Origin of the sequence: Caballeronia sp. GAFFF1 (genome assembly GCF_023630705.1) — a bacterium.
Lineage (GTDB): Bacteria > Pseudomonadota > Gammaproteobacteria > Burkholderiales > Burkholderiaceae > Caballeronia.
Genome location: NZ_JALQEM010000001.1, coordinates 36997 through 57551 on the forward strand (window position 1 = coordinate 36997; position 20555 = coordinate 57551).

At 64.0% G+C, this 20555-nt stretch carries 17 protein-coding genes and 1 tRNA gene; 14 read left to right on the forward strand and 4 right to left on the reverse strand.

Annotation, left to right across the window (positions count from 1 at the left end):
* Positions 1-3 precede the first annotated feature (3 nt).
* Positions 4-1020 carry a D-2-hydroxyacid dehydrogenase family protein gene (locus NCR37_RS00220; protein WP_250470983.1) on the reverse strand — a complete coding sequence of 339 codons (1017 nt, stop codon included), beginning with the start codon at positions 1018-1020 and terminating at the stop codon, positions 4-6.
* 488 nt (positions 1021-1508) lie between these two features.
* Between NCR37_RS00220 and NCR37_RS00225 the strand changes: the two genes are divergently transcribed.
* Positions 1509-3380, forward strand: coding sequence for a phosphoenolpyruvate carboxykinase (GTP) (locus NCR37_RS00225; RefSeq protein ID WP_250470984.1), 1872 nt, complete (start codon positions 1509-1511; stop codon positions 3378-3380).
* A gap of 221 nt (positions 3381-3601) precedes the next feature.
* On the forward strand, positions 3602-4699 hold the full coding sequence (locus tag NCR37_RS00230; RefSeq protein ID WP_250470985.1) for a transcriptional regulator GvmR: 1098 nt from the start codon (positions 3602-3604) through the stop codon (positions 4697-4699).
* Between the two features lie 90 nt (positions 4700-4789).
* On the opposite strand, the gene NCR37_RS00235 is transcribed toward NCR37_RS00230, so the two are convergent.
* The 3 genes from NCR37_RS00235 to dprA form a co-directional block, all read right to left on the reverse strand.
* On the reverse strand, positions 4790-7450 hold the full coding sequence (locus tag NCR37_RS00235; protein WP_250470986.1) for a DNA topoisomerase III: 2661 nt from the start codon (positions 7448-7450) through the stop codon (positions 4790-4792).
* Between the two features lie 169 nt (positions 7451-7619).
* Complete coding sequence (locus NCR37_RS00240) at positions 7620-7997, reverse strand: thioredoxin family protein (RefSeq protein WP_250470987.1); 378 nt, start codon at positions 7995-7997, stop codon at positions 7620-7622.
* Positions 7998-8069: 72 nt separating this feature from the next.
* Positions 8070-9290 carry a DNA-processing protein DprA gene (dprA, locus tag NCR37_RS00245; protein WP_250470988.1) on the reverse strand — a complete coding sequence of 407 codons (1221 nt, stop codon included), beginning with the start codon at positions 9288-9290 and terminating at the stop codon, positions 8070-8072.
* A 197-nt stretch (positions 9291-9487) separates the two neighbouring features.
* On the opposite strand from dprA, the gene def reads away from it, so the two are divergent.
* The 12 genes from def to queD all read left to right on the forward strand — a co-directional run bounded on the left by def (position 9488) and on the right by queD (position 20516).
* A complete protein-coding gene (gene def / locus NCR37_RS00250; protein ID WP_250470989.1) occupies positions 9488-9991 on the forward strand; it encodes a peptide deformylase in 504 nt (167 codons plus the stop codon).
* Between the two features lie 50 nt (positions 9992-10041).
* Positions 10042-11049: a methionyl-tRNA formyltransferase gene (fmt, locus tag NCR37_RS00255; protein ID WP_250470990.1), complete on the forward strand. Its 1008-nt coding sequence runs from the start codon at positions 10042-10044 to the stop codon at positions 11047-11049.
* 30 nt (positions 11050-11079) lie between these two features.
* Positions 11080-11727 carry a LysE family translocator gene (locus NCR37_RS00260; protein ID WP_250470991.1) on the forward strand — a complete coding sequence of 216 codons (648 nt, stop codon included), beginning with the start codon at positions 11080-11082 and terminating at the stop codon, positions 11725-11727.
* Between the two features lie 117 nt (positions 11728-11844).
* The gene (htpX, locus tag NCR37_RS00265) at positions 11845-12699 is read left to right on the forward strand and encodes a zinc metalloprotease HtpX (protein WP_175938902.1); all 855 of its coding nucleotides are present in this window, start codon (positions 11845-11847) and stop codon (positions 12697-12699) included.
* Positions 12700-12847: 148 nt separating this feature from the next.
* Positions 12848-14317 carry a 16S rRNA (cytosine(967)-C(5))-methyltransferase RsmB gene (gene rsmB / locus NCR37_RS00270; RefSeq protein ID WP_250470992.1) on the forward strand — a complete coding sequence of 490 codons (1470 nt, stop codon included), beginning with the start codon at positions 12848-12850 and terminating at the stop codon, positions 14315-14317.
* A complete protein-coding gene (locus tag NCR37_RS00275; protein ID WP_250470993.1) occupies positions 14314-14910 on the forward strand; it encodes a DUF4390 domain-containing protein in 597 nt (198 codons plus the stop codon). Before rsmB ends, NCR37_RS00275 begins: the two co-directional genes overlap by 4 nt.
* A 22-nt stretch (positions 14911-14932) precedes the next feature.
* Entirely contained in the window at positions 14933-17359 is a 2427-nt protein-coding gene (locus tag NCR37_RS00280; protein ID WP_284506733.1) for a sensor histidine kinase, read from the forward strand.
* On the forward strand, positions 17360-18076 hold the full coding sequence (gene esaR / locus NCR37_RS00285) for a response regulator transcription factor EsaR (RefSeq protein WP_250470995.1): 717 nt from the start codon (positions 17360-17362) through the stop codon (positions 18074-18076).
* A 95-nt stretch (positions 18077-18171) separates the two neighbouring features.
* Positions 18172-18247 (forward strand) — tRNA-Phe (locus NCR37_RS00290).
* Between the two features lie 391 nt (positions 18248-18638).
* Positions 18639-19373, forward strand: a complete 735-nt coding sequence (gene queC, locus NCR37_RS00295; protein WP_250470996.1) for a 7-cyano-7-deazaguanine synthase QueC — start codon at positions 18639-18641, stop codon at positions 19371-19373.
* Between the two features lie 46 nt (positions 19374-19419).
* Positions 19420-20052, forward strand: coding sequence for a 7-carboxy-7-deazaguanine synthase (gene queE, locus NCR37_RS00300; protein ID WP_250470997.1), 633 nt, complete (start codon positions 19420-19422; stop codon positions 20050-20052).
* 17 nt (positions 20053-20069) lie between these two features.
* Positions 20070-20516: a 6-carboxytetrahydropterin synthase QueD gene (gene queD, locus NCR37_RS00305; protein ID WP_250470998.1), complete on the forward strand. Its 447-nt coding sequence runs from the start codon at positions 20070-20072 to the stop codon at positions 20514-20516.
* Positions 20517-20555: the final 39 nt, after the last annotated feature.

The window sequence follows — 20555 nt, forward strand, 5'->3', positions numbered from 1 at the left end:
ACGTCAACGGCGGCGCGCGTGCTGAAGCGCCTCGGGATTCGCCACGCTCGACATATCGCCGGCATCGAACGCGAGAATGTTCTTAAACGCCGCGCTGAAGTACAACTCGTAGCTTTCGCGCTCCACGTAGCCGATGTGCGGCGTGCAGATCACGTTTTCCATGCGCAAGAGACCGTAGCCTTGCAGAATCGGCTCGCTTTCGTAGACGTCCACCGCGACCATGCCCGGCCGGTTGTGATGCAGCGAATTCAGGAGCGCGTTCTCTTCGAGCAATTCGGCGCGGCTCGTGTTGACGAAAAGCGCAGTCGGTTTCATGCGCATGAGATCGTCCGTTTTGACGATGGCGCGCGTTTCGTCGTTCAGACGCAGATGCACGGTGAGCACGTCGCTTTGCTCGAACAACATCTCACGGCTTTCCGCGATCGCCACGCCGTCCTCGCGCGCCGCTTCCTGCGAGTGCTCGCGGCCGTAGACGAGCACGTTCATGCCGAACGCCTTGCCGTAGCCCGCCACGAGCCTGCCGATCTTCCCGTAGCCCCAGATGCCGAGCGTCTGGCCGCGCAGCACTTGCCCGAGCCCGAAGTTGGGCGGCAGCGCGGACGTCTTCAGTCCCGACTGTTGCCACGCTCCCTGCTTGAGATTGGCGACGTACTGCGGAATGCGCCGCTGCGCCGCCATGATCAGCGCCCACGTCAGTTCGGCCGGCGCGACGGGTGAACCGGTTCCTTCCAGTACCGCGATTCCGCGCTCCGTACACGCGTCGATGTCGATGTGGCCTCCGCCCGCGCGGCCGGTCTGGCTGATCATGCGCAATTTCGGGCACTTATCGAGCAACTGCGAACTAATGCGCGTGCGTTCGCGAATGAGCACCAGGGCGTCCACTTCCGACAGTCTGCTAGCCAACTGTCCGAGCCCACGCACCGTGTTATTGAAGACCTTCACCTCATGGTCATCGAGCAGACGGAAGCAGTCGAGCTTCCGGACGGCGTCCTGGTAGTCGTCGAGAATGGCGATTTTCATGGAATGTGATTGCGTATTGTTGGGCATTAAACCTGCTGCGTCGTCGAACCGGCGATTGAAAGAAGCGCGGATTAACTTCGGGTAATTACCGATAAATCCGTGCTATTCCGCCGAAACCTGTGCTTTATGCGCAGCGTCAATGTCTCGCTGCCATGCGGTGTTATGCTTGATTCCCCTTAATCGGCGGCGGATAAAGGTCCGCGTCGAGAAGCGAAAAATCGCGGCGCCCATTGCGGAAAACACGGTAATCAGCAAGGGGACAGGCCGCTTAGTATCTCTTTTTAACAGTTTGTTCCTTTGCGGCGCAAGCCACGGCAGGAAGCGCCCGAAGGTCAGCAAGAGTCACGCCCCGGGGACGCCGCACTCGGCTGGTCGACCGCATTTGCGTGAGCACGCTTGCGCGAAGCGCCCGCGGTCCCGTCGAAACGCCTCTCGCAAGCAGCGTCCGGGCGCACGGTTTTTCATTGCAGAAGAACGGAGACAGCTCGATGAACCAGTCCGCAGTAGTCGAACAAAACAATAACAATGCCATCGACGTCGAAGCGCCGGCCTATGTCCGGCACGCGAGACTGATCGAATGGGTTCAACGCGTCGCGGCGCTTACCAAGCCGGAACGCATCGTCTGGTGCGACGGCTCGCAAGAGGAATACGACCGGCTCTGCGCACAGATGGTGGCTGCCGGCACCATGAAGAAGCTCAATCCCGAAAAACGCCCCAACTCGTACCTCGCGTGCTCCGATCCGTCGGACGTGGCGCGCGTCGAGGACCGCACGTTCATCTGCTCGCAGCGTCGCGAAGACGCAGGCCCGACGAACAACTGGATCGACCCGCAGGAAATGCGCACTACGCTCGACGGCCTCTTCGAGGGCGCCATGCGCGGCCGCACGATGTACGTCGTGCCGTTCTCGATGGGCCCGCTCGGCTCGCCCATCGCGCATATCGGCGTGGAACTGTCGGATAGTCCGTACGTCGTCACGAACATGCGGATCATGACGCGCATGGGCCGCGAGGTGTACGACGTGCTCGGCGCGGACGGCGAGTTTGTGCCGTGCGTGCACTCGGTCGGCGCGCCGCTCGCGGACGGCCGCCAGGACGTGCCGTGGCCGTGCAACGACACGAAGTACATCGTGCATTTCCCCGAATCGCGAGAGATCTGGAGCTTCGGCTCGGGCTACGGCGGCAACGCGCTGCTCGGCAAGAAGTGCTTCGCGCTGCGCATTGCATCGACCATGGGCCGCGACGAGGGCTGGCTCGCCGAGCACATGCTCATTCTCGGCGTGACCTCGCCGCAAGGGCGCAAGTACCACGTCGCGGCGGCATTCCCGTCCGCGTGCGGCAAGACCAATTTCGCGATGCTGATTCCGCCTTCCGACCTCGACGGCTGGAAAGTGACGACCATCGGCGACGATATCGCGTGGATCAAGCCGGGCCGCGACGGCCGTCTGTACGCGATCAACCCGGAAGCAGGCTATTTCGGCGTCGCGCCGGGCACGAGCGAAAAGACCAACTTCAACGCGATGGCGACGTTGAAGGAGAACGTGATCTTCACGAACGTCGCGCTGACCGATGACGGCGACGTCTGGTGGGAAGGCATGACGGACACGCCGCCCGCGCATCTGATCGACTGGCAGGGCCGCGACTGGACGCCTGCCATTGCGAAGGAAACCGGCGCGAAGGCCGCGCATCCGAACGCGCGCTTCACCGCGCCCGCGTCGCAGTGTCCGTCGATCGATCCGGACTGGGAGAACCCGGCCGGCGTGCCGATCGACGCCTTCGTCTTCGGCGGAAGGCGCTCGAACACGGTGCCGCTCGTGACCGAAGCGCGCGACTGGAAGGAAGGCGTGTACATGGCCGCGACGATGGGCTCTGAAACCACGGCCGCCGCAGCGGGCCAGCAGGGCGTTGTGCGCCGCGATCCGTTCGCGATGCTGCCGTTCTGCGGCTACAACATGAGCGACTACTTCGGCCATTGGCTCAAGATGGGCGAGCGCCTGCAAGCGCAGAAGGCAAAGCCGCCGAAGTTCTTCTGCGTCAACTGGTTCCGCAAGGGCGAGGACGGCAAGTTCGTGTGGCCGGGCTTCGGCGAGAACATGCGCGTGCTGAACTGGATGGTCGGACGCATCGAGGGCACGGCGAGCGGCGACGAACACGCGTTCGGCATCTCGCCGCGCTATGAAGACATCGACTGGGGCGCGCTCGATTTCACGCGCGAGCAGTTCCAGCAGGTCATCTCGGTCAACGACGCTGCATGGCGCGACGAACTCACGCTGCACGACGAGCTGTTCGCGAAGCTTCAGCAAGGGCTGCCCGACGCGCTTCCGGAAGCCAAGGCGGACATGGAAAAGCGTCTCGCTGCCTGATCGTCTCCGCGTTGCATCGCCCGGTGGCTGACGCTGCCGGGCGCGCCTTCCCTTCAAGAAGATGACCGAACGGTCATCTTTCTCCGCCCAACGCGTTTCTCAACGATTTTTTCTAAAAACCACGGCGCGTCCGCAACTTCTGCACGAATCTTCGAGTCCTAGGATAATTCTGAATTGCCTTGCAGCAGGATTTATAGCCGCGTGGCGGCAGGAGTTGTCCCATGGATCATTTGCAGTCGATGAAGGTGTTTGTTCGCGTGGCCGATCTCGGCAGTTTCGCCCGGGCCGCAAGCGCGATGGACATCTCGAACGCGGTGGCGACGCGCCACGTCGCCGATCTCGAAAGTCGTCTCGGCACGCGTCTGCTCAACCGCACGACGCGCAGCCTTTCGCTCACGGAATCCGGTCAGGTGTATCTGGAGCGGGCGCGCCAGATTCTCGATGAACTCGAAGATGTCGAACAGATGGTGGTCGCGCGCAATCACGAGCCGCTGGGTTCGCTGCGCATCGTCGCGCCGGTCGTGTTCGGGTTGCACAATCTCGCGCCCGTATTGCAGACGTACGCGCAGCGATATCCGAAAGTCGTGCCCGACGTGACGCTGGTGGATCGCCAGGTCGATTTGGTGGAAGAAGGGTTCGATGTCGGCATCGTCATTGCGCGGCAGGTGAAGAGCGCAAGCGTCGTGACGCGACGCCTGACCACGGGCTGCATGACCGTGTGCGCGACGCCCGAATACCTCGAAAAGCACGGCACGCCGACGCGGCCGGAACATCTGCTGGAGCATCCGTGCCTGAGCCTGCCGTCCGAATACTGGGGCGACGAGCGCGTGTTCACGGGTCCGGACGGCGAAGTGCGCGTGCGTCCGCAGAACGTGATCATCGCGAACAATACGGAAATGCTGCGCCAGTTTGCGTTGCTCGGCATGGGCATCGCAATTTTGCCGAGCTATCTGATCGGCAACGACATGAATCGCAATCAACTGGTGCGCCTGCTCGGCGACTATCAGTTGCCGCAAGTGGAAATCAATGTCGCGTATCCGAGCCGGCGGCACTTGCCCGCGAAGGTGCGCACGTTCATCGATCATCTCGTCGAGCACTTCAGCCAGACGCCGAATCATCAGCTCGGCGAGCAGTGGATTCGCGATGGCGTCGGCAAGCCGGCGGCCGCGAGCAGCGCGGACGCCCACTACGCCCACGACGATGAAGCCAAAGCGCCGCCGCCCGCGCCGCGTTCCCGCTCGATGGACGGCGAACTCGGCCCGAAGCTGGCGAAGCCTTCGAGAACGCGAGGGCGTGTGCCGGCAGCGTCGCCGTTCTGATCGACGGCGCGCCTTCAAGCGCGCATCGGATGAAAAAAGAGCCCGCGAATCGCTTCGCGGGCTCTTTTGTTTCTAGACCGGCGCGGCGGATCAACTCGCTTTACGCGCCGCCGTCTTCTTCGCCGCCGCTTTCTTCGCGGGGGCTTTCTTGGCCGCGACCGTCTTCGTCGCCGCCTTCGCCCGCGTCGTCTTCGCGGCTACGGCGACGTCGCTATCGCCTTCGTCCGCGCTGTCGGACTGGGCATCGGCGGTCGCGCCGCGCTTCGCCGCCGCTGTCTTCGCGCCCGGCTTGGCCTCTTTCTTCTCGAATTCGAAGCCGATCTTGCCGTCCGGTTGCTTGACGAGATACGCCTTGAAGTTACGCCCCGTCCGCGACGACTTGAAGTTCGTCAGCAAATCGGTGCGGCCTTCGTTCAGCAGCTTTTCCATCTGCTCGCGCGCAATCTCCTGTTGCAGGATCACTTTGCCCGAGCGGAAATCGCAGGTCTTCGGATTCGCGACCGAGTTCTCGCACACGAAACTCATGCCGTGCTCGAACACGCGCGACTGACACTTCGGACACGCGCCGACCGGCGTCTGCTCGGAGAAATCGGGCGGTTCGCCGTCCTCGCCGCCGGTGTCCTGACCGAAATCGAACTCCAGCTTGAAGTTCTTGATCTCGTCGTCGAACGCGAGCTTGAGAATGGCCGAGAACGGACGACCCATCTTGCTGCGGAAACCCGACAGCGGACCGATGGTTTTCTCGCGCAGCAGTTCCTCGACTTCCGGAATCTCGAACTGACGCCCGCCCGGAATCTTCGAGATCGAGAACTCGCACTTCGTGCAGGCAAAGCGCCGGTAGTTCTCCTTCACCTGCGCGCCGCAATTCGGGCACGGCGTTTCCAGCGTCGCGTAATCGCCGGGAATCGTGTCGGAGTCGTATTCCTTCGCGCGCTTCACGATGGTTTGCGTCATGCGCGCGATTTCCTGCATGAACGCATCGCGATGCAGGTTGCCGCGCTCCATCTGCGAGAGCTTGTGTTCCCACTGGCCGGTCAGTTCCGGCGCGGTGAGTTCCTCGACACCGAGGCCGCGCAAGAGCGTCATCAACTGAAAGGCCTTGGCCGTCGGAATGAGCTCCCGGCCCTCACGCACCATGTACTTCTCGCCGAGCAGACCTTCGATGATGGCGGCGCGCGTCGCTGGCGTGCCGAGGCCCTTCGCAGCCATTGCGTCGCGCAATTCCTCGTCTTCGACGAGCTTGCCCGCGCCTTCCATCGCCGACAGCAGCGACGCCTCGTTGTAACGCGCGGGCGGCTTCGTCACGAGCCCATGCGCCTCGACCTTCTCGACGTCGACCGTTTCGCCCTTCTGCACCGGCACGAGATTGCCTTCCTCGCCCGCGGCTTCGCGGCCGTAGACCTGCAACCAGCCCGGCTCGACGAGCACCTTGCCCTCGGTCTTGAAGTGATGCCCCGAGACTTCGGTGATGCGCGTGGTGACGAGGTATTCCGCCGCCGGGAAGAACACGGACAGGAAACGCTTGACCACGAGGTCATACAGCTTCTGCTCGGGCTCGGACAGCGCTTTGGGCGCTTGCAGCGTCGGAATGATGGCGAAGTGGTCGCTGATCTTCGAATTGTCGAAGATGCGCTTGTTCGGCTTCACCCAGCCCTTGTCGAGCACCTGCTTGGCGAACGGCAAGTAGTTGTTGCTCTCTTTGAGCATGGTCAGCGTTTCCTTGACCGTGCCCAGATAGTCTTCCGGCAGCGCGCGTGAATCCGTACGCGGGTAGGTCAGGACCTTGTGCTTTTCATACAGCGCCTGCGCGAGCCCGAGCGTGTTCTTCGCGGAAAAGCCGAAGCGGCTGTTGGCTTCGCGCTGAAGGCTTGTCAGGTCGAACAAGAGCGGCGACATTTGCGTGGACGGCTTCGATTCTTCCGTCACCGTGCCGGTCTTGCCGCGGCACGCCGCGACGACCGACTCGGCCGCCGCGAGGCTCCACAGGCGCGAGTCGCGCTGCTCGGGATCGTTCTCGACGCGCTTGAACTTCGGGTCGAACCAGCGGCCCTCGTAGAGGCCCTTCGCCGCAATGAATTCCGCGCGCACTTCCCAATAGTCGCGCGGCACGAACCGGCGAATCTTCTCTTCACGTTCGACGACGATCGACAACGTTGGCGTCTGAACGCGGCCGACGGTCGTCAGGAAGAAACCGCCGCCCTTGCTGTTGAACGCGGTCATCGCCCGCGTGCCGTTGATCCCGACGAGCCAGTCCGCCTCCGAGCGGCAACGCGCGGCGTCCGCGAGCGGCTGCATGTCGGCGTCGCTGCGCAGATTCGCGAAGCCTTCGCGGATGGCGGCGGGCGTCATCGACTGAAGCCACAGGCGCTGGATAGGCTGCTTCGCTTTGGCGTGCTGCGCGATCAGGCGGAAAATCAGCTCGCCCTCGCGCCCCGCGTCGCATGCGTTGATGAGCCGGTCGATATCCTTGCGCTTCAAGAGCTTGGTCAGGACCTTCAGCCGGGATTCGCTCTTCGCGATGGGATTCAGATCGAAATGCGGCGGAATCACCGGCAGATTCGCGAAGCTCCATTTGCCGCGCTTGACGTCGTATTCCTCCGGCGCGGCAATCTCCAGCAGGTGGCCGACCGCGGACGAGAGCACGTAGTCGTCGCTCTCGTAGTACTCGTCATGCTTGGTGAAGCCGCCCAGCGCGCGCGCGATGTCGTTCGCGACGGAGGGCTTCTCAGCGATGATCAGGGCTTTGGACATGACTCAATATGGTTGGGAACTGGCAGCGGCCCCGTTTGGACCGCTATAACGACCGCTTTATAGCACACGGTTTGCGCCGTGCGCGTCGCGGTTTCGATAACGACGCTCGGCGAAGCGGCGCCCGGGCGCGTTTCAGGACCCGCAATCGGGTCGCGCCGGTTCGTTTTGTCTACGCCGTAGCAAGCGCCGGGCGCAGCTTGGGCGCGCCGGTCATGTCGGGCAAGGCGGTGAGGTCCGTGAGCATGCGCTCGACGATTGAGACCTGCGGCAGCACCGTGCCGAAAAATCGGGTCGTGACGGAATCCTCGATGAGAATCGTCGGGAAATTCTCGACGTCCAGGTCATCGAACCGATCCGCCTGGTTCTCGATGTCGATCCACGCGAAGCAGATGTCCGGATGCGCGTCGGCCAGTTTATTGAAGCCGTCGCGATAATCCCGGCACGTTCCGCACCATTCCGCGCACAGGCAGGCGACGAACAGCGTGCCCGGCACGGCGAGGCGTTCGGCGATTTGTTCGGCGTCGGTATCGAGATTGAACGCGGACATGGGGTTGAAACAATCCTTTCTTATGGCGAAGCCGTGCGGCGCAATTTCTCGCGAATGTAGCACGAGGCGGGCTCAGGAGCGTTCGAGCGCCCCGTACCGGCCCCCCGGCAGCGCCGCCGCCAGCCCGGCGAGTTCGAGCTGAAGCAGCGCGCCCTGAAGCGCCGCGCCGTCGAGATCGGTACGCTCGGCCAGAATTTCAAGCGTCGCCGGCGCGTGACCGAGCGCGGCGAGCACGCGTTCGGCGTCCTCCGTCGGCGCGTCGGCAGTCACGCGGGCGGACGCCCACGACGCGCTCGGCGCTCGCGGCTTGCCGCGCCGGCCCGATGCGGCGCCGTGAGCGGCCGGGAAGCCGAACTCTTCGAGCACGTCTTCCGGCGTCTCGACGAGCTTCGCGCCCTGTTTGATGAGCCGGTGACAGCCTTGCGACAGCGGCGCGTGAATCGATCCGGGAATCGCGAACACGTCGCGCCCGATCTCGGCGGCAAGGCGCGCGGTGATGAGCGAACCCGAGCGCATCGCGGCTTCGACGATCAGCACGCCGCTCGACAACCCCGCGATCAGCCGGTTGCGTTGCGGGAAGTTCGCGGACCGCGCAGGCGTGCCGAGCGGCCACTCCGACAAGATGGCGCCGTCGCGGGCGATTTCGTGCGCGAGCGTGTGGTTGTGAGCCGGATACACGAGATCCGCGCCCGTGCCGATGACGGCAATGGTCCCCGCGCGGCCGTCGAGCGCGCCGCGATGCGCGGCCGCGTCGATGCCGAGGGCGAGCCCCGATATGACTGCGAGCCCCGCATCCGACAGCGCCCGCGCGAAGCGCCGCGCGTCTTCCGCGCCTTGCGGCGTCGCGTTACGGCTGCCGACGATCGCCACCGCCCGCGACTGAAGCACGTCGAGCCGTCCTTTCGCGTACAGCACGGGCGGCGGGTCGGGCATGGTCAAGAGCGCCTGGGGATAGTCGGCGTCTGCCAGCGTGAGCAGGTGATTGCCGGGCTCCGAGGCCCAATCGCGCACACATTCAATATAGTCATCGAAGGGAACGCCTTCGATGTCCGCTGGCGGCGCGGTCACGGCTTTCGCAGCGCTTTCGTCGGTGGCGCGGGCGAGCGCGGCGAAGCTCTCTGACAGCACTTCGAGCGGGCCGCCGAACGCGCCGAGCAACGTGCGCAGCGCGAGCGGGCGCAAGCCTTTCGCGTGCGCGAGCCACAGCCACGCGCGGAATTCGTCGGATTCGAGTGCCGGCGCGTCGCGTCCAGCAAGGGGCGCCGGGTCGGTCGGCAGGGTGTCGGTCGTCATGTTAAGATTTTTGATCCCGTACAAAGAATGAATCGTCGCCCGCCGCGCTGCCGGTCCGTAGCGACGCTGTCTGCCGCTTGCCGGCGGCGTTGAATCCCGTGGATTCGCCCGCATATCTTCGGCAAGCCGCAAGGCCCCCGCAACCTGGCCGAATGGCCGACTTCACCGCGTCGCGGCGCGTGTAGATAATCCGAATCATGGCTCTGCTCAAGATACTCAACTACCCGGATAAGCGGCTGAACAAGGTGGCCAAGCCGGTCGCCGTCGTGGACGACCGCATCCGCAAGCTCGTCGCCGACATGGCCGAGACGATGTACGCCGCGCCCGGCGTCGGCCTCGCGGCCACGCAGGTGGACGTGCACGAGCGCGTGATCGTCATCGACGTTTCGGACGCGCACGACGAACTGATGGTCTTCATCAATCCGGAAATTGTCTGGGCGAGCGAGGTCAGGAAAGACTGGGAAGAGGGCTGTCTGTCGGTGCCGGGCATCTACGACATCGTCGAGCGGCCGGAGCGGGTCCGCGTCAAGGCGCTGAACGAAAAGGGCGAGACGTTCGAGCTCGATTGCGAAGGGCTGCTCGCCGTATGCGTGCAGCACGAAATCGATCACCTGGACGGACACGTGTTTGTGGAATATCTGTCGCAACTCAAGCAGACGCGCATTCGCGGGAAGATGAAAAAGCTCGAAAAGGCGCTGTAACCGGCGGTACGATTCACGTTTTTGCAGACGCGCCGAACGCGCTTTCTCCGATGACTCAATCGCTGCGTGTGGTTTTCGCCGGTACGCCTGAATTTGCCGCCGCCGCGCTCGCGGCCATCCACGCGGCAGGCTTTCCGGTTCCTCTCGTTCTCACGCAGCCCGACCGTCCCGCCGGCCGCGGCATGAAGCTGACTGCCAGTCCGGTCAAGCGTTTCGCGGTCGAGCACGGTCTTCCGGTCGCGCAGCCGACGTCGCTCAGGCGCGCGGGCAAGTATCCGCAAGAGGCGGCGCAAGCCATCGATTTGTTGCGCGCCACGCCGCACGATGTGATGGTCGTGGCGGCATACGGGCTGATCCTGCCGCAGGAAGTGCTCGATATCCCGCCGCGCGGCGCGATCAATATTCACGCGTCGCTGTTGCCGCGCTGGCGCGGGGCCGCGCCGATTCATCGCGCGATCGAAGCGGGCGACGCGCAAACGGGCATCACGCTCATGCAGATGGACGCCGGTCTCGACACCGGCGCCATGATCCGCGAAGTCCGCACGCCCATCCTTCCAGACGACACCACGGCCACGCTGCACGACCGGCTCGCGCAGATGGGCGCGGAACTGATCGTCGCGGCCCTGCGCGATCTGGAACGCGACGGCACGCTTCCCGCCACGCCTCAGCCGGAAGACGGCACCACTTACGCCGAGAAGATCGCGAAGCACGAGGCGGCGCTCGACTGGCGTCGTCCGGCGGACGAACTCGCGCGGCAGGTCCGCGCGTTCGATCCGTTCCCGGGCGCGTCCGGCACGCTGGACGACACGGCGATCAAGGTCTGGTCGGCGCAGCCGCTCGGCAGCGCGCACGGCGCGGCGGGTGCGCAGCAGCCGGGCGTCATCCTGGACGTCTCGCCGGAAGGCATCGTCGTGGCTTGCGGCTACGGCGCGCTCAAGCTGACGCAGCTTCAGAAGCCGGGCGGCAAGCGGCTCCCGGCGCGCGAATTTCTCGCGGGAACGCCTCTGGTAAAGGGGCAACGTTTCGCCGTTCACGACGACGCGCGCAGCATAGAATAAAAAGTCGCTCACGTTTTTCGGGGTTCCCCCATGCTCGGCATCACAGGTTTCGCCTTCTTTCTCGTCGCCGTGTTCCTGCTGAACGTCACGCCGGGGCCGGACACCGCGTACATCGTCGGGCGCAGCGTTGCGCAGGGACGCGGCGCGGGCATTGTCTCGGCGCTCGGCATTTCGGCGGGATGCGTCGTGCATACGCTCGCTTGCGCATTCGGCCTCACCGCGATCCTCGCGGCATCCGCGACGGCGTTCACCGTCGTCAAGATCGCGGGCGCGCTCTATCTGATCTACCTCGGCGTGCGGCTCATCTTCGCGAAGCACGAGGCCGCGAGCGAATCCGCACCGAACAAGGCCAGCGCCAGGAGCGCGCCGAAGTCGCTCCGTCAGCTTTTCGCGCAAGGCTTCGTGACCAACGTGCTCAACCCGAAGGTCGTGCTCTTCTTCGTCTCGTTTTTCCCGCAGTTCGTCGCGGCCGACAGCCAGCACAAGACGCTCGCCTTTCTCACGCTCGGCCTCGTGTTCATTGCGATGAGCACCGTCTGGAACAGCTTTGTTGCGTGGATAGCAGGCAGCGTCACGCAACGCTTCTCCGGCAAACCGGGCGTCAAGCGATGGCTGGATCGCGGCGTGGGCGGCGCGTTCGTCGGTCTCGGCATCAAACTGGCCACTTCGCACCGATAGTTGAATTTTTTGCGGATGCCCCTATCTAACGTTTTGCTTACAATGAGCGTCCCGGCCGACGTGGCCGGGACCACCGCGCACATGGCGCACCGTGTCTAGGGAGAAGGAGCTCCGCATATGTTCAACTGGGTCAAAACCGCGATGCTGATGGCAGCGATCACGGCCCTTTTCGTCGTGATCGGCGGCATGATCGGCGGGTCGAAGGGCATGATGCTCGCGCTCGTCGTGGCGCTCGGCATGAATTTCTTCTCGTATTGGTTCTCGGACAAGATGGTCCTGCGCATGTACAACGCGCAGGAAGTCGACGAAACCACCGCGCCGCAGTTCTATCGCATGGTGCGCGAGCTGGCTACGCGCGCGCAGTTGCCGATGCCGCGTGTCTATCTCATCAACGAAGACGCGCCGAACGCGTTTGCCACCGGCCGCAATCCGGAGCACGCGGCGGTCGCGGCGACGACCGGCATCCTGCGCGTGCTGTCCGAGCGCGAAATGCGCGGCGTCATGGCGCACGAACTCGCGCACGTGAAGCATCGCGACATTCTCATCTCGACCATCTCGGCGACGATGGCCGGCGCGATTTCCGCGCTCGCGAACTTCGCGATGTTCTTCGGCGGGCGCGACGAGGAAGGCCGTCCGGCCAATCCGATCGCGAGCATTGCCGTGGCGATTCTCGCGCCTATCGCGGGCGCGATGATCCAGATGGCGATTTCCCGTGCGCGCGAATTCGAAGCGGACCGCGGCGGCGCGCAGATTTCGGGCGATCCGCAGGCGCTCGCAAGCGCGCTGGAGAAAATTCACGCGTACGCGTCGGGCGTGCCGTTCCCGGCGGCGGAAGCGCATCCGGCCACCGCGCAGATGATGATCATGAATCCGCTGTCGGGTGGCAGCATCGCGAATCTGTTCTCGACGCACCCGGCCACGGAAGAGCGCGTCGCGCGTCTCATGGAAATGGCGCGGACCGGGCGCATGTAAGCGCGTCGCATCGGTAGTCGAATACAAGGCCGCTCCGGCATGTCCGGGCGGCCTTTTTGTTTGTTCCCTGCGCACGGGTCGCCTTTGTGGCGCACGTTACAATCGTCGTTTGATATGCGCGCGCCAGCCGCAAGACTCCCATTTCGACATGACCGACAAGCCTTCCCGGCGATCCGCCGCCGCGCAACAGCCGCACGCGCACTCCCGCATGAGCGCGCTGCATCTCGCGCCTGATTCGCTCGCGTTCGCGCTCGACGGCGCGGCGCAAGCCGTCGGCGCGGTGCGGGCCGGTTCGGCGTTGCCGGCGGCAATCCAGACGGTCGCGGCGTCGGGCAAGCACGCGGCGGCGCGCGGCGCGATTCAGGACATCGCGTATCGCACGATGCGCCGGCTCGCCCTCGTCGATGCGCTCTTGCACAAGCTCGTGCGCAAGGCGCCGCCGCCGCATGTCAGCAACGTGCTCGCGTGCGCGTTCACTTTGCTCGCGGACGACGAAGCGCACGCGGCCTATGCGCCGTTCACCGTGGTCGACCAGGCGGTGAGTTCGATCGCCGCGCGGCGCGAGTTTTCTTTCGCGAAGGGGCTCGTGAACGCGGTGCTGCGCAACTTCCTGCGCGAACGGGACGCGCTCATCGCCGAAGCGATGCAAAGCCCCGTCGCACGCTGGAACTATCCGCAATGGTGGATCGACGCCGTGAAGCGCGCCCAGCCCGAGGCATGGGAGCGCATTCTCGCGGCGGGCAATATGCAGGGGCCGCTCACGTTGCGCGTCAACGCGCGGCACATGACCGTGAGCGCGTATCTGGAGCTTCTGAAGGCTGAGCACATCGAAGCGCGCGCAGCGGGGCAGCACGCGGTTCGGCTGAACACGCCGATGCCGGTCGATCGCATTCCCGGCTTTGCGGACGGCGTGGTGTCCGTGCAGGACGCGGGCGCGCAACTCGCCGCGCAATGGCTCGATGTTCGCGACGGCATGCGCGTGCTCGACGCGTGCGCCGCGCCCGGCGGCAAGACCGGCCACATTCTGGAGCTGGCGAATGTCGAACTCGTCGCGCTGGAAAGCGATGCGACGCGAGCGAGCCGCATCGCGCAGAATCTGGAGCGCCTGAAACTGCAAGCGGACATTCGCGTGGGCGATGCAGGCGATCCTTCGCAGTGGTTCGACGGCGCGCCGTTCGATCGCATCCTCGCGGACGTGCCATGTTCCGCGTCGGGCATCGTGCGGCGGCATCCGGACATTCGCTGGCTGCGGCGAGCGTCGGACATCGCCGCGCTCGTCGCTGAACAAAGACGAATTCTCACGGCGCTGTGGCCGCTCGTCGCGAAAGGCGGCGAACTGCTCTACGTGACGTGCTCTATCTTCCCGGAGGAGGGCGAAGAACAAGCCCGCTGGTTTGGAGCGTCGCATGAAGATGCGGTACGATTGGACGCGCCGGGGCAATTGTTGCCGACAGCGGCGCGCGCAAGCGCGGGTGCGGTTCAAGCGTCACCGGACGGTACACATGCCGAACGCGCCGGTTCCGGCGAGGCAGAGAACGCAGGTCCGCCGTCGAGCTTCAACGCGGAAACCTTCGCGGATCACGACGGATTCTTCTACGCGCGCTTTCAGAAACGGTGACGATCAAACGCTTTTTTCCGCTTCGGCTCGCGGCCGTCATCTGGACTGCGCTGACGCTCTGGCTAAGTTTCGCGCCGGCTGCGCCCGCCTTCGCCGAGACCATCTCGGTGCAGCGCGCGTCCTTGCAGGCGGACAACAACGGCTGGAGCCTCGATGCGCATTTCGACTTCGATCTCAACAGCAGTCTCGAAGAAGCCGTGAATCGCAGCGTGCCGCTCTATTTCACCATCGACTTCACGCTTTCACGGCCGCGCTGGTACTGGTTCGACGAAGAGCCGGTCAATGTCTCGCAAAGCATTCGGCTCTCCTTTCAGCCGCTCACGAACGAATACCGCGTCTCGACGGGCGGGTTGCAATTGCGCTTCGCGTCGCTTGCCGAGGCGCTCGCGGTCATCAAGCACGTGGCGTCGTGGCACGTGATCGACCGTAATCAGGTGCATGGCGGAGAAACGTACACCGCATCGGTGCGCATGCAGTTGGACATCGCGCTGATGCCCAAGCCGTTCCAGATCGACGCGGTCAACAACCGCGACTGGAACCTGTCCTCGGATTGGAAGCGGTTCACTTTTACGGCGGCGGAACGTGCGAAATAGATTTCGACGCGGCCGCACGGACATGAAGAGTTTCGTGGTTCGGTTGCTGGTCACTACAGTCGCGCTCACGGCGGTTCTGCTGCTCGTGATGCTCGCGCTCGCAAGTGCGAATACCGAATTCTTCGACCGCTATTACGGCTGGCTCTACGCGGCGAACGTGGCGGTGGCGCTCATCTTCATGCTGATCGTCATCAGCCTGACGCTGATAATCGTGTCGCGCGTGCGGCAGGGGCGCTTCGGCACGCGGCTGCTTGCCAAGCTCGCGTTGATTTTCGCGCTCGTGGGCGTGCTGCCGGGGGCGATCATCTACGTCGTGTCGTATCAGTTCGTGTCCCGAAGCATCGAGTCGTGGTTCGACGTGAATGTGGAAACCGCCCTCACGTCGGGCTTGACGCTCGGGCGCGGCATGCTCGAAACGTCGCTCGCGGACTTCAAGAATCGCGGCCGGCAAATGAGCGATCAACTCGCGAGCGCCGATCCGTCGAGCCTCACGCTGTCGCTCTTGCGGCTGCGCGATCAGTTCGGCGTTCAGGACGCCGTCGTGTTCGAGCGTCCGCGCGATCAGTACAACCGCGAAGACCTGAACGCCGGCGGACCGTTGCAGCGCGTGGCGGGCTTGCGGACCATCGCGCAGGCGTCGGGCAACTACTATTCGCTCTTGCCCACGAACGAGCCGACCAGCGCCATGCTAAAGGAAGCGCAGGATCGTCCGTTCGGCGCGATCGAAGGAGAAATCGACGGCGATCCCAAGTCGAACGGGCCGAAGGGCGCGCTGCGGCTGCGCGTCATCACGAAGATTCCGGACCCGACGACGACCACCGAATTCCAGCACGTCGACCGCTTCTTGCAGATCGAGCAGCCGGTGAGTCAGGAACTCGCGCGTAATGCCGACGCGGTGCAGCGCGCGTATCGCGAGTATCAGGAGAAGCGGCTCGGGCGCACGGGCTTGCGCAAGATGTATATCGGCACGCTGACGCTTGCGCTCTTTCTCGCCACGTTCATCGCGATGATGCTCGCGCTCGCGCTCGGCAATCAGCTTGCGCGGCCGCTTTTCCTGCTCGCGCAAGGCACGAAGGAAGTGGCCGAAGGCGACTACACGCCCAAACGCGAGATCAATTCGCGCGATGAACTCGGCTTCCTCACGCAGTCCTTCAATGCGATGACGCGCCAGCTTTCGGAAGCGCGGGCGGCGGTCGAGAACAACCGCATCGCGCTCGAACATTCGAAGGCCTATCTCGAAAGCATTCTCGCGAACCTCACGGCGGGCGTGTTCGTGTTCGACCGGCAGTTCCGGCTCACCACCGCGAATCGCGGCGCGGAGCGCATCTTCCGGCAGCCGTTTCGCGCCTTGCTGGGGCATCCGCTCGAACAGATCGACGTGCTCGCCGAATTCGGCGCGATGGTCAAGAAAGCGTTCGCCGAGCGCGATGCGGCGGCCATTGGCAGCGGACATCCGACGGGCGATCGTGGGCACTGGCAGCAGCAGGTCGCCGTGACCGTGCCCGGCGAGAACGATCCGCTGACGCTCCTTGTGCGCGGCACGCAATTGCTGAGCGCCACCGAGAGCGACACCGAAGACGCCGAGACCACCGGCTATGTCGTCGTGTTCGACGACATCTCCGACGTCATTTCCGCGCAGCGTTCCGTGGCGTGGGGCGAAGTCGCGCGGCGTCTCGCGCATGAGATCAAGAATCCGCTGACGCCCATTCAGCTCTCCGCGGAGCGTCTGCAAATGAAGCTCGCCGACAAGCTCGCGCCGCAGGACGCCGAAGTGCTCAAACGCGCATCGACGACCATCGTGAATCAGGTACAGGCGATGAAGCACATGGTCGACGACTTCCGCGAATACGCGCGCACGCCGCCCGCGGTGCTCGGCAACCTGCAGTTGAACGATCTCGTCGGCGAAGTGCTGGCGCTTTACGGCATCGAAGAAGGCAAGAGCCCGATCAAGGTGGACCTCGCGAAGCTGCCCGTGATCCGGGGCGACGCGACGCAGATTCGCCAGGTCATCCACAACCTGCTGCAAAACGCGCAGGACGCCGTCGCCGATGTGCCGGAGCCGCGCGTGCTGCTCGAAACGAGGACAGTAGAATATGGCGAGCCCGATGCCTCGGGTCATGCGCGCGTCGCGGTTCGTCTGAGCGTATCGGATAACGGCGCGGGCTTTCCCGCGCGCATCCTGTCGCGGGCGTTCGAGCCTTACGTGACGACGAAGGCGAAGGGCACGGGTCTGGGACTTGCAACGGTGAAGAAGATCGTCGACGAGCATGGCGCGCGCATCGACATTCGCAATCGGTCGAAAACAGGCGACGTAGTAGAAGGCGCGCAAATCTCGATTCTGTTTCTTCAACTCGCGGACGACACCGCCGCCGATGGCGCAGCGCCTTCGACTCCGGCGGCCGCGAAACAGGGAACGACAAAAGCAACAGTGCAGACAAGGGCAGCTTAAATGGCAACCATCCTGGTGGTAGACGATGAAATGGGGATCCGGGAACTGCTCTCCGAGATCCTGAGCGACGAGGGGCACGTGGTGGACGTGGCGGAGAACGCGCAGCACGCGCGCGAATACCGCTTGCAGCAGACACCCGATCTCGTCCTGCTCGACATCTGGATGCCCGATACCGATGGCGTCACGCTTCTGAAGGAATGGGCCGCGCAGGGCAAGCTCACGATGCCGGTCATCATGATGTCGGGCCACGCGACCATCGACACGGCGGTCGAGGCGACGAAGATCGGCGCGCTGAATTTTCTCGAAAAGCCCATCGCGCTGCAGAAGCTCTTGAAGGCGGTCGAGCAGGGACTCGCGCACGGCACGGCGGCACCCGCTGCGGTCGCGGCGGCCAAGCCTGCGCTTAGCGCGGGTTCGTCGGGCGTGCCGATCGCGGCGGCATTGCCGACGGCTTCGGCCTTCAACGCATCGCCCGGCGATGCAGGCGCGGGCAGCGCGGGGCAAAGTCAGGCGGGACAGACGGCGTCGATCTCTTTCGACATTCCTCTGCGCGATGCGCGCGACGCGTTTGAGCGCGCGTACTTCGAATATCACCTCGCGCGCGAGAACGGCAGCATGACGCGCGTCGCGGAAAAGACGGGGCTGGAGCGCACGCACCTGTATCGGAAGCTGAAGCAGCTCGGTGTCGATCTCGGAAAGAACAAGAACGAAGTTTGAGGCGCACGCTGAAGTTGAACTGGGTGAAAGCGTGAAAAATTCGGTGAAAGGCTTGAGCACCGTGCCTGTCTCTGATATAGTCTCACTTCTTCGTTGGCCCGGTAGCTCAGTTGGTAGAGCAGCGGATTGAAAATCCGCGTGTCGGTGGTTCGATTCCGCCCCAGGCCACCAGAATGCAAGAAGCCCGAGAGTGTTTTCGCTCTCGGGCTTTTTCATTTGCGGCGCCGTGTTGTTCAGCGGTGCGGATCACGCGCTTTGAGTGGGCCGGCCGCGAGCCGGCGAACAATCGTTCAGCGTGATAAAATCCGCGTCGAATTAAGGACTTGCCTCGTCCTCGGACCGCAAGTCCTTTTCTTTTCGATGCCCGAAAAGCATCGGCGAATGGCCTCGCAGGTTGCTATCGGAGGCATAAGGGCCGCCTGCGTCCGACAAAACGCCACCGGCCTATACTGGATTCGCAGATCGCCGCAGCGCGCGTGTTCAACGCGACGCCGGTTAATCGACCGGCCATGCGACCGGCCATGCGGCGCACGACGCCAATCTCATACACGGAGTTTTCACGGTGACTCGGATAGACGCGAAGGACAGCGCTCTCGTGCTGTTTTCCGGCGGACAGGACTCGGCCACGTGCCTGGCATGGGCGCTCGACCGCTATAAGACCGTCGAGACGCTCGGCTTCGACTATGGCCAGCGGCATCGCGTCGAACTGGAATGCCGCGACGGGTTTCGCGCAGCGGTCGTCCGTGAGTTTCCGCATTGGGCCGAGCGGCTCGGCGAGGACCACATGATCGACTTGTCGGTGCTCGGCGCGATCAGCGATACGGCCATGACCCGCGAAATCGAGATTCAGTCGACCGCAAACGGCCTGCCGAACACCTTCGTGCCGGGGCGCAACCTGCTGTTTATGACCATCGCGGCGGCCCTCGCGTATCGGCGCGGGTTGAAAGTGCTCGTTGGCGGCATGTGCGAGACGGATTTCTCGGGGTATCCCGATTGCCGCGACGACACCATGAAGGCGTTGCAGGTCGCGCTGAATCTCGGTATGGAAACGCGGTACGCGCTGGAAACGCCGCTTATGTGGCTCGACAAGGCCGACACCTGGCGTCTCGCGGAAACGCTCGGCGGCGAGGCGCTCGTCGAACTGGTTCGCGTGGAGACGCATACGTGCTATGTCGGCGAGCGTTCCGAACTGCACGAATGGGGCTTCGGCTGCGGCCAGTGCCCGGCGTGCAAGCTGCGCAAGCGCGGCTACGAGGCGTATCGCGCGGGCGAGCAGGTCACCATCGAACCGGTCTGATCTCGAAGACAGACCACAGCCAGATCACACGGACTACAGAGCAGTCATGACGTACGCGGTAAAGGAAATTTTCTACACGTTGCAGGGCGAGGGCGCGAACGCCGGACGTCCGGCCGTGTTCTGCCGCTTCGCCGGCTGCAATCTGTGGTCGGGCCGCGAGGAAGATCGCGCGGAGGCGGTGTGCCGCTTCTGCGACACGGATTTCGTCGGCACGGACGGCGAAAACGGCGGCAAGTACAAGACGCCCGCGGACCTCGTCGCGAAGATCGCGTCGCTGTGGCCCGAGGGCGCGGCGCACAAGTTCGTCGTGTGCACGGGCGGCGAGCCGATGTTGCAGATCGACCCGCCGTTCGTCGACGCGCTTCACGCGGCGGGCTTTGAAATCGCCATCGAAACGAACGGTTCGATGGCCGTGCTGGAGAGCATCGACTGGATTTGCGTGAGCCCGAAGGCCGACGCGCCGCTCGTCGTGACCAAGGGCAACGAACTGAAGGTCGTCGTGCCGCAGGACAACCAACGGCTCGCGGAGTACGAAAAGCTCGACTTCGAGTACTTCCTCGTGCAGCCGATGGACGGCCCGTCGCGCGACATCAATACGAAGCTCGCGATCGACTGGTGCAAGCGGCATCCGAAATGGCGGCTGTCGATGCAGACGCACAAATATCTGAATATCCCCTGAAAGACGATCGAGCCGACGTGCAGACGATTACCCGAAAACTCGAATTCGATGCGGGCCACCGCATTCCCGATCACCGCAGCCAGTGCCGCAACCTGCACGGGCATCGTTACGTGCTCGAAATCACGCTGCAAGGCGAACTCGTCGATACGGAAGGCGCGCCGGATCGCGGCATGGTGATGGACTTCGCCGACGTCAAGTCTCTCGCGATGGAGCATCTCGTCAACAAGTGGGATCACGCGTTCATCGTCTATGAAGGCGACGTGAAAGTGCGCGAATTCCTGCAATCGATGACGGATCACAAGACGGTTGTGTTCGACCGCATTCCGACCGTCGAGAACATGGCGGCGGTCGCGTTCCGCATTCTCGCGGATGTCTATGACGCCCACTATGGTGTCGATCTCAAGCTCAAGCGCGTGCGGCTCTACGAAACGCCGAACTGCTGGGCGGACGTGGAGCGCGCGTAAGCGCTTGGGCGTCGAAGGCGCGGCGAACGTCCGCGCCGT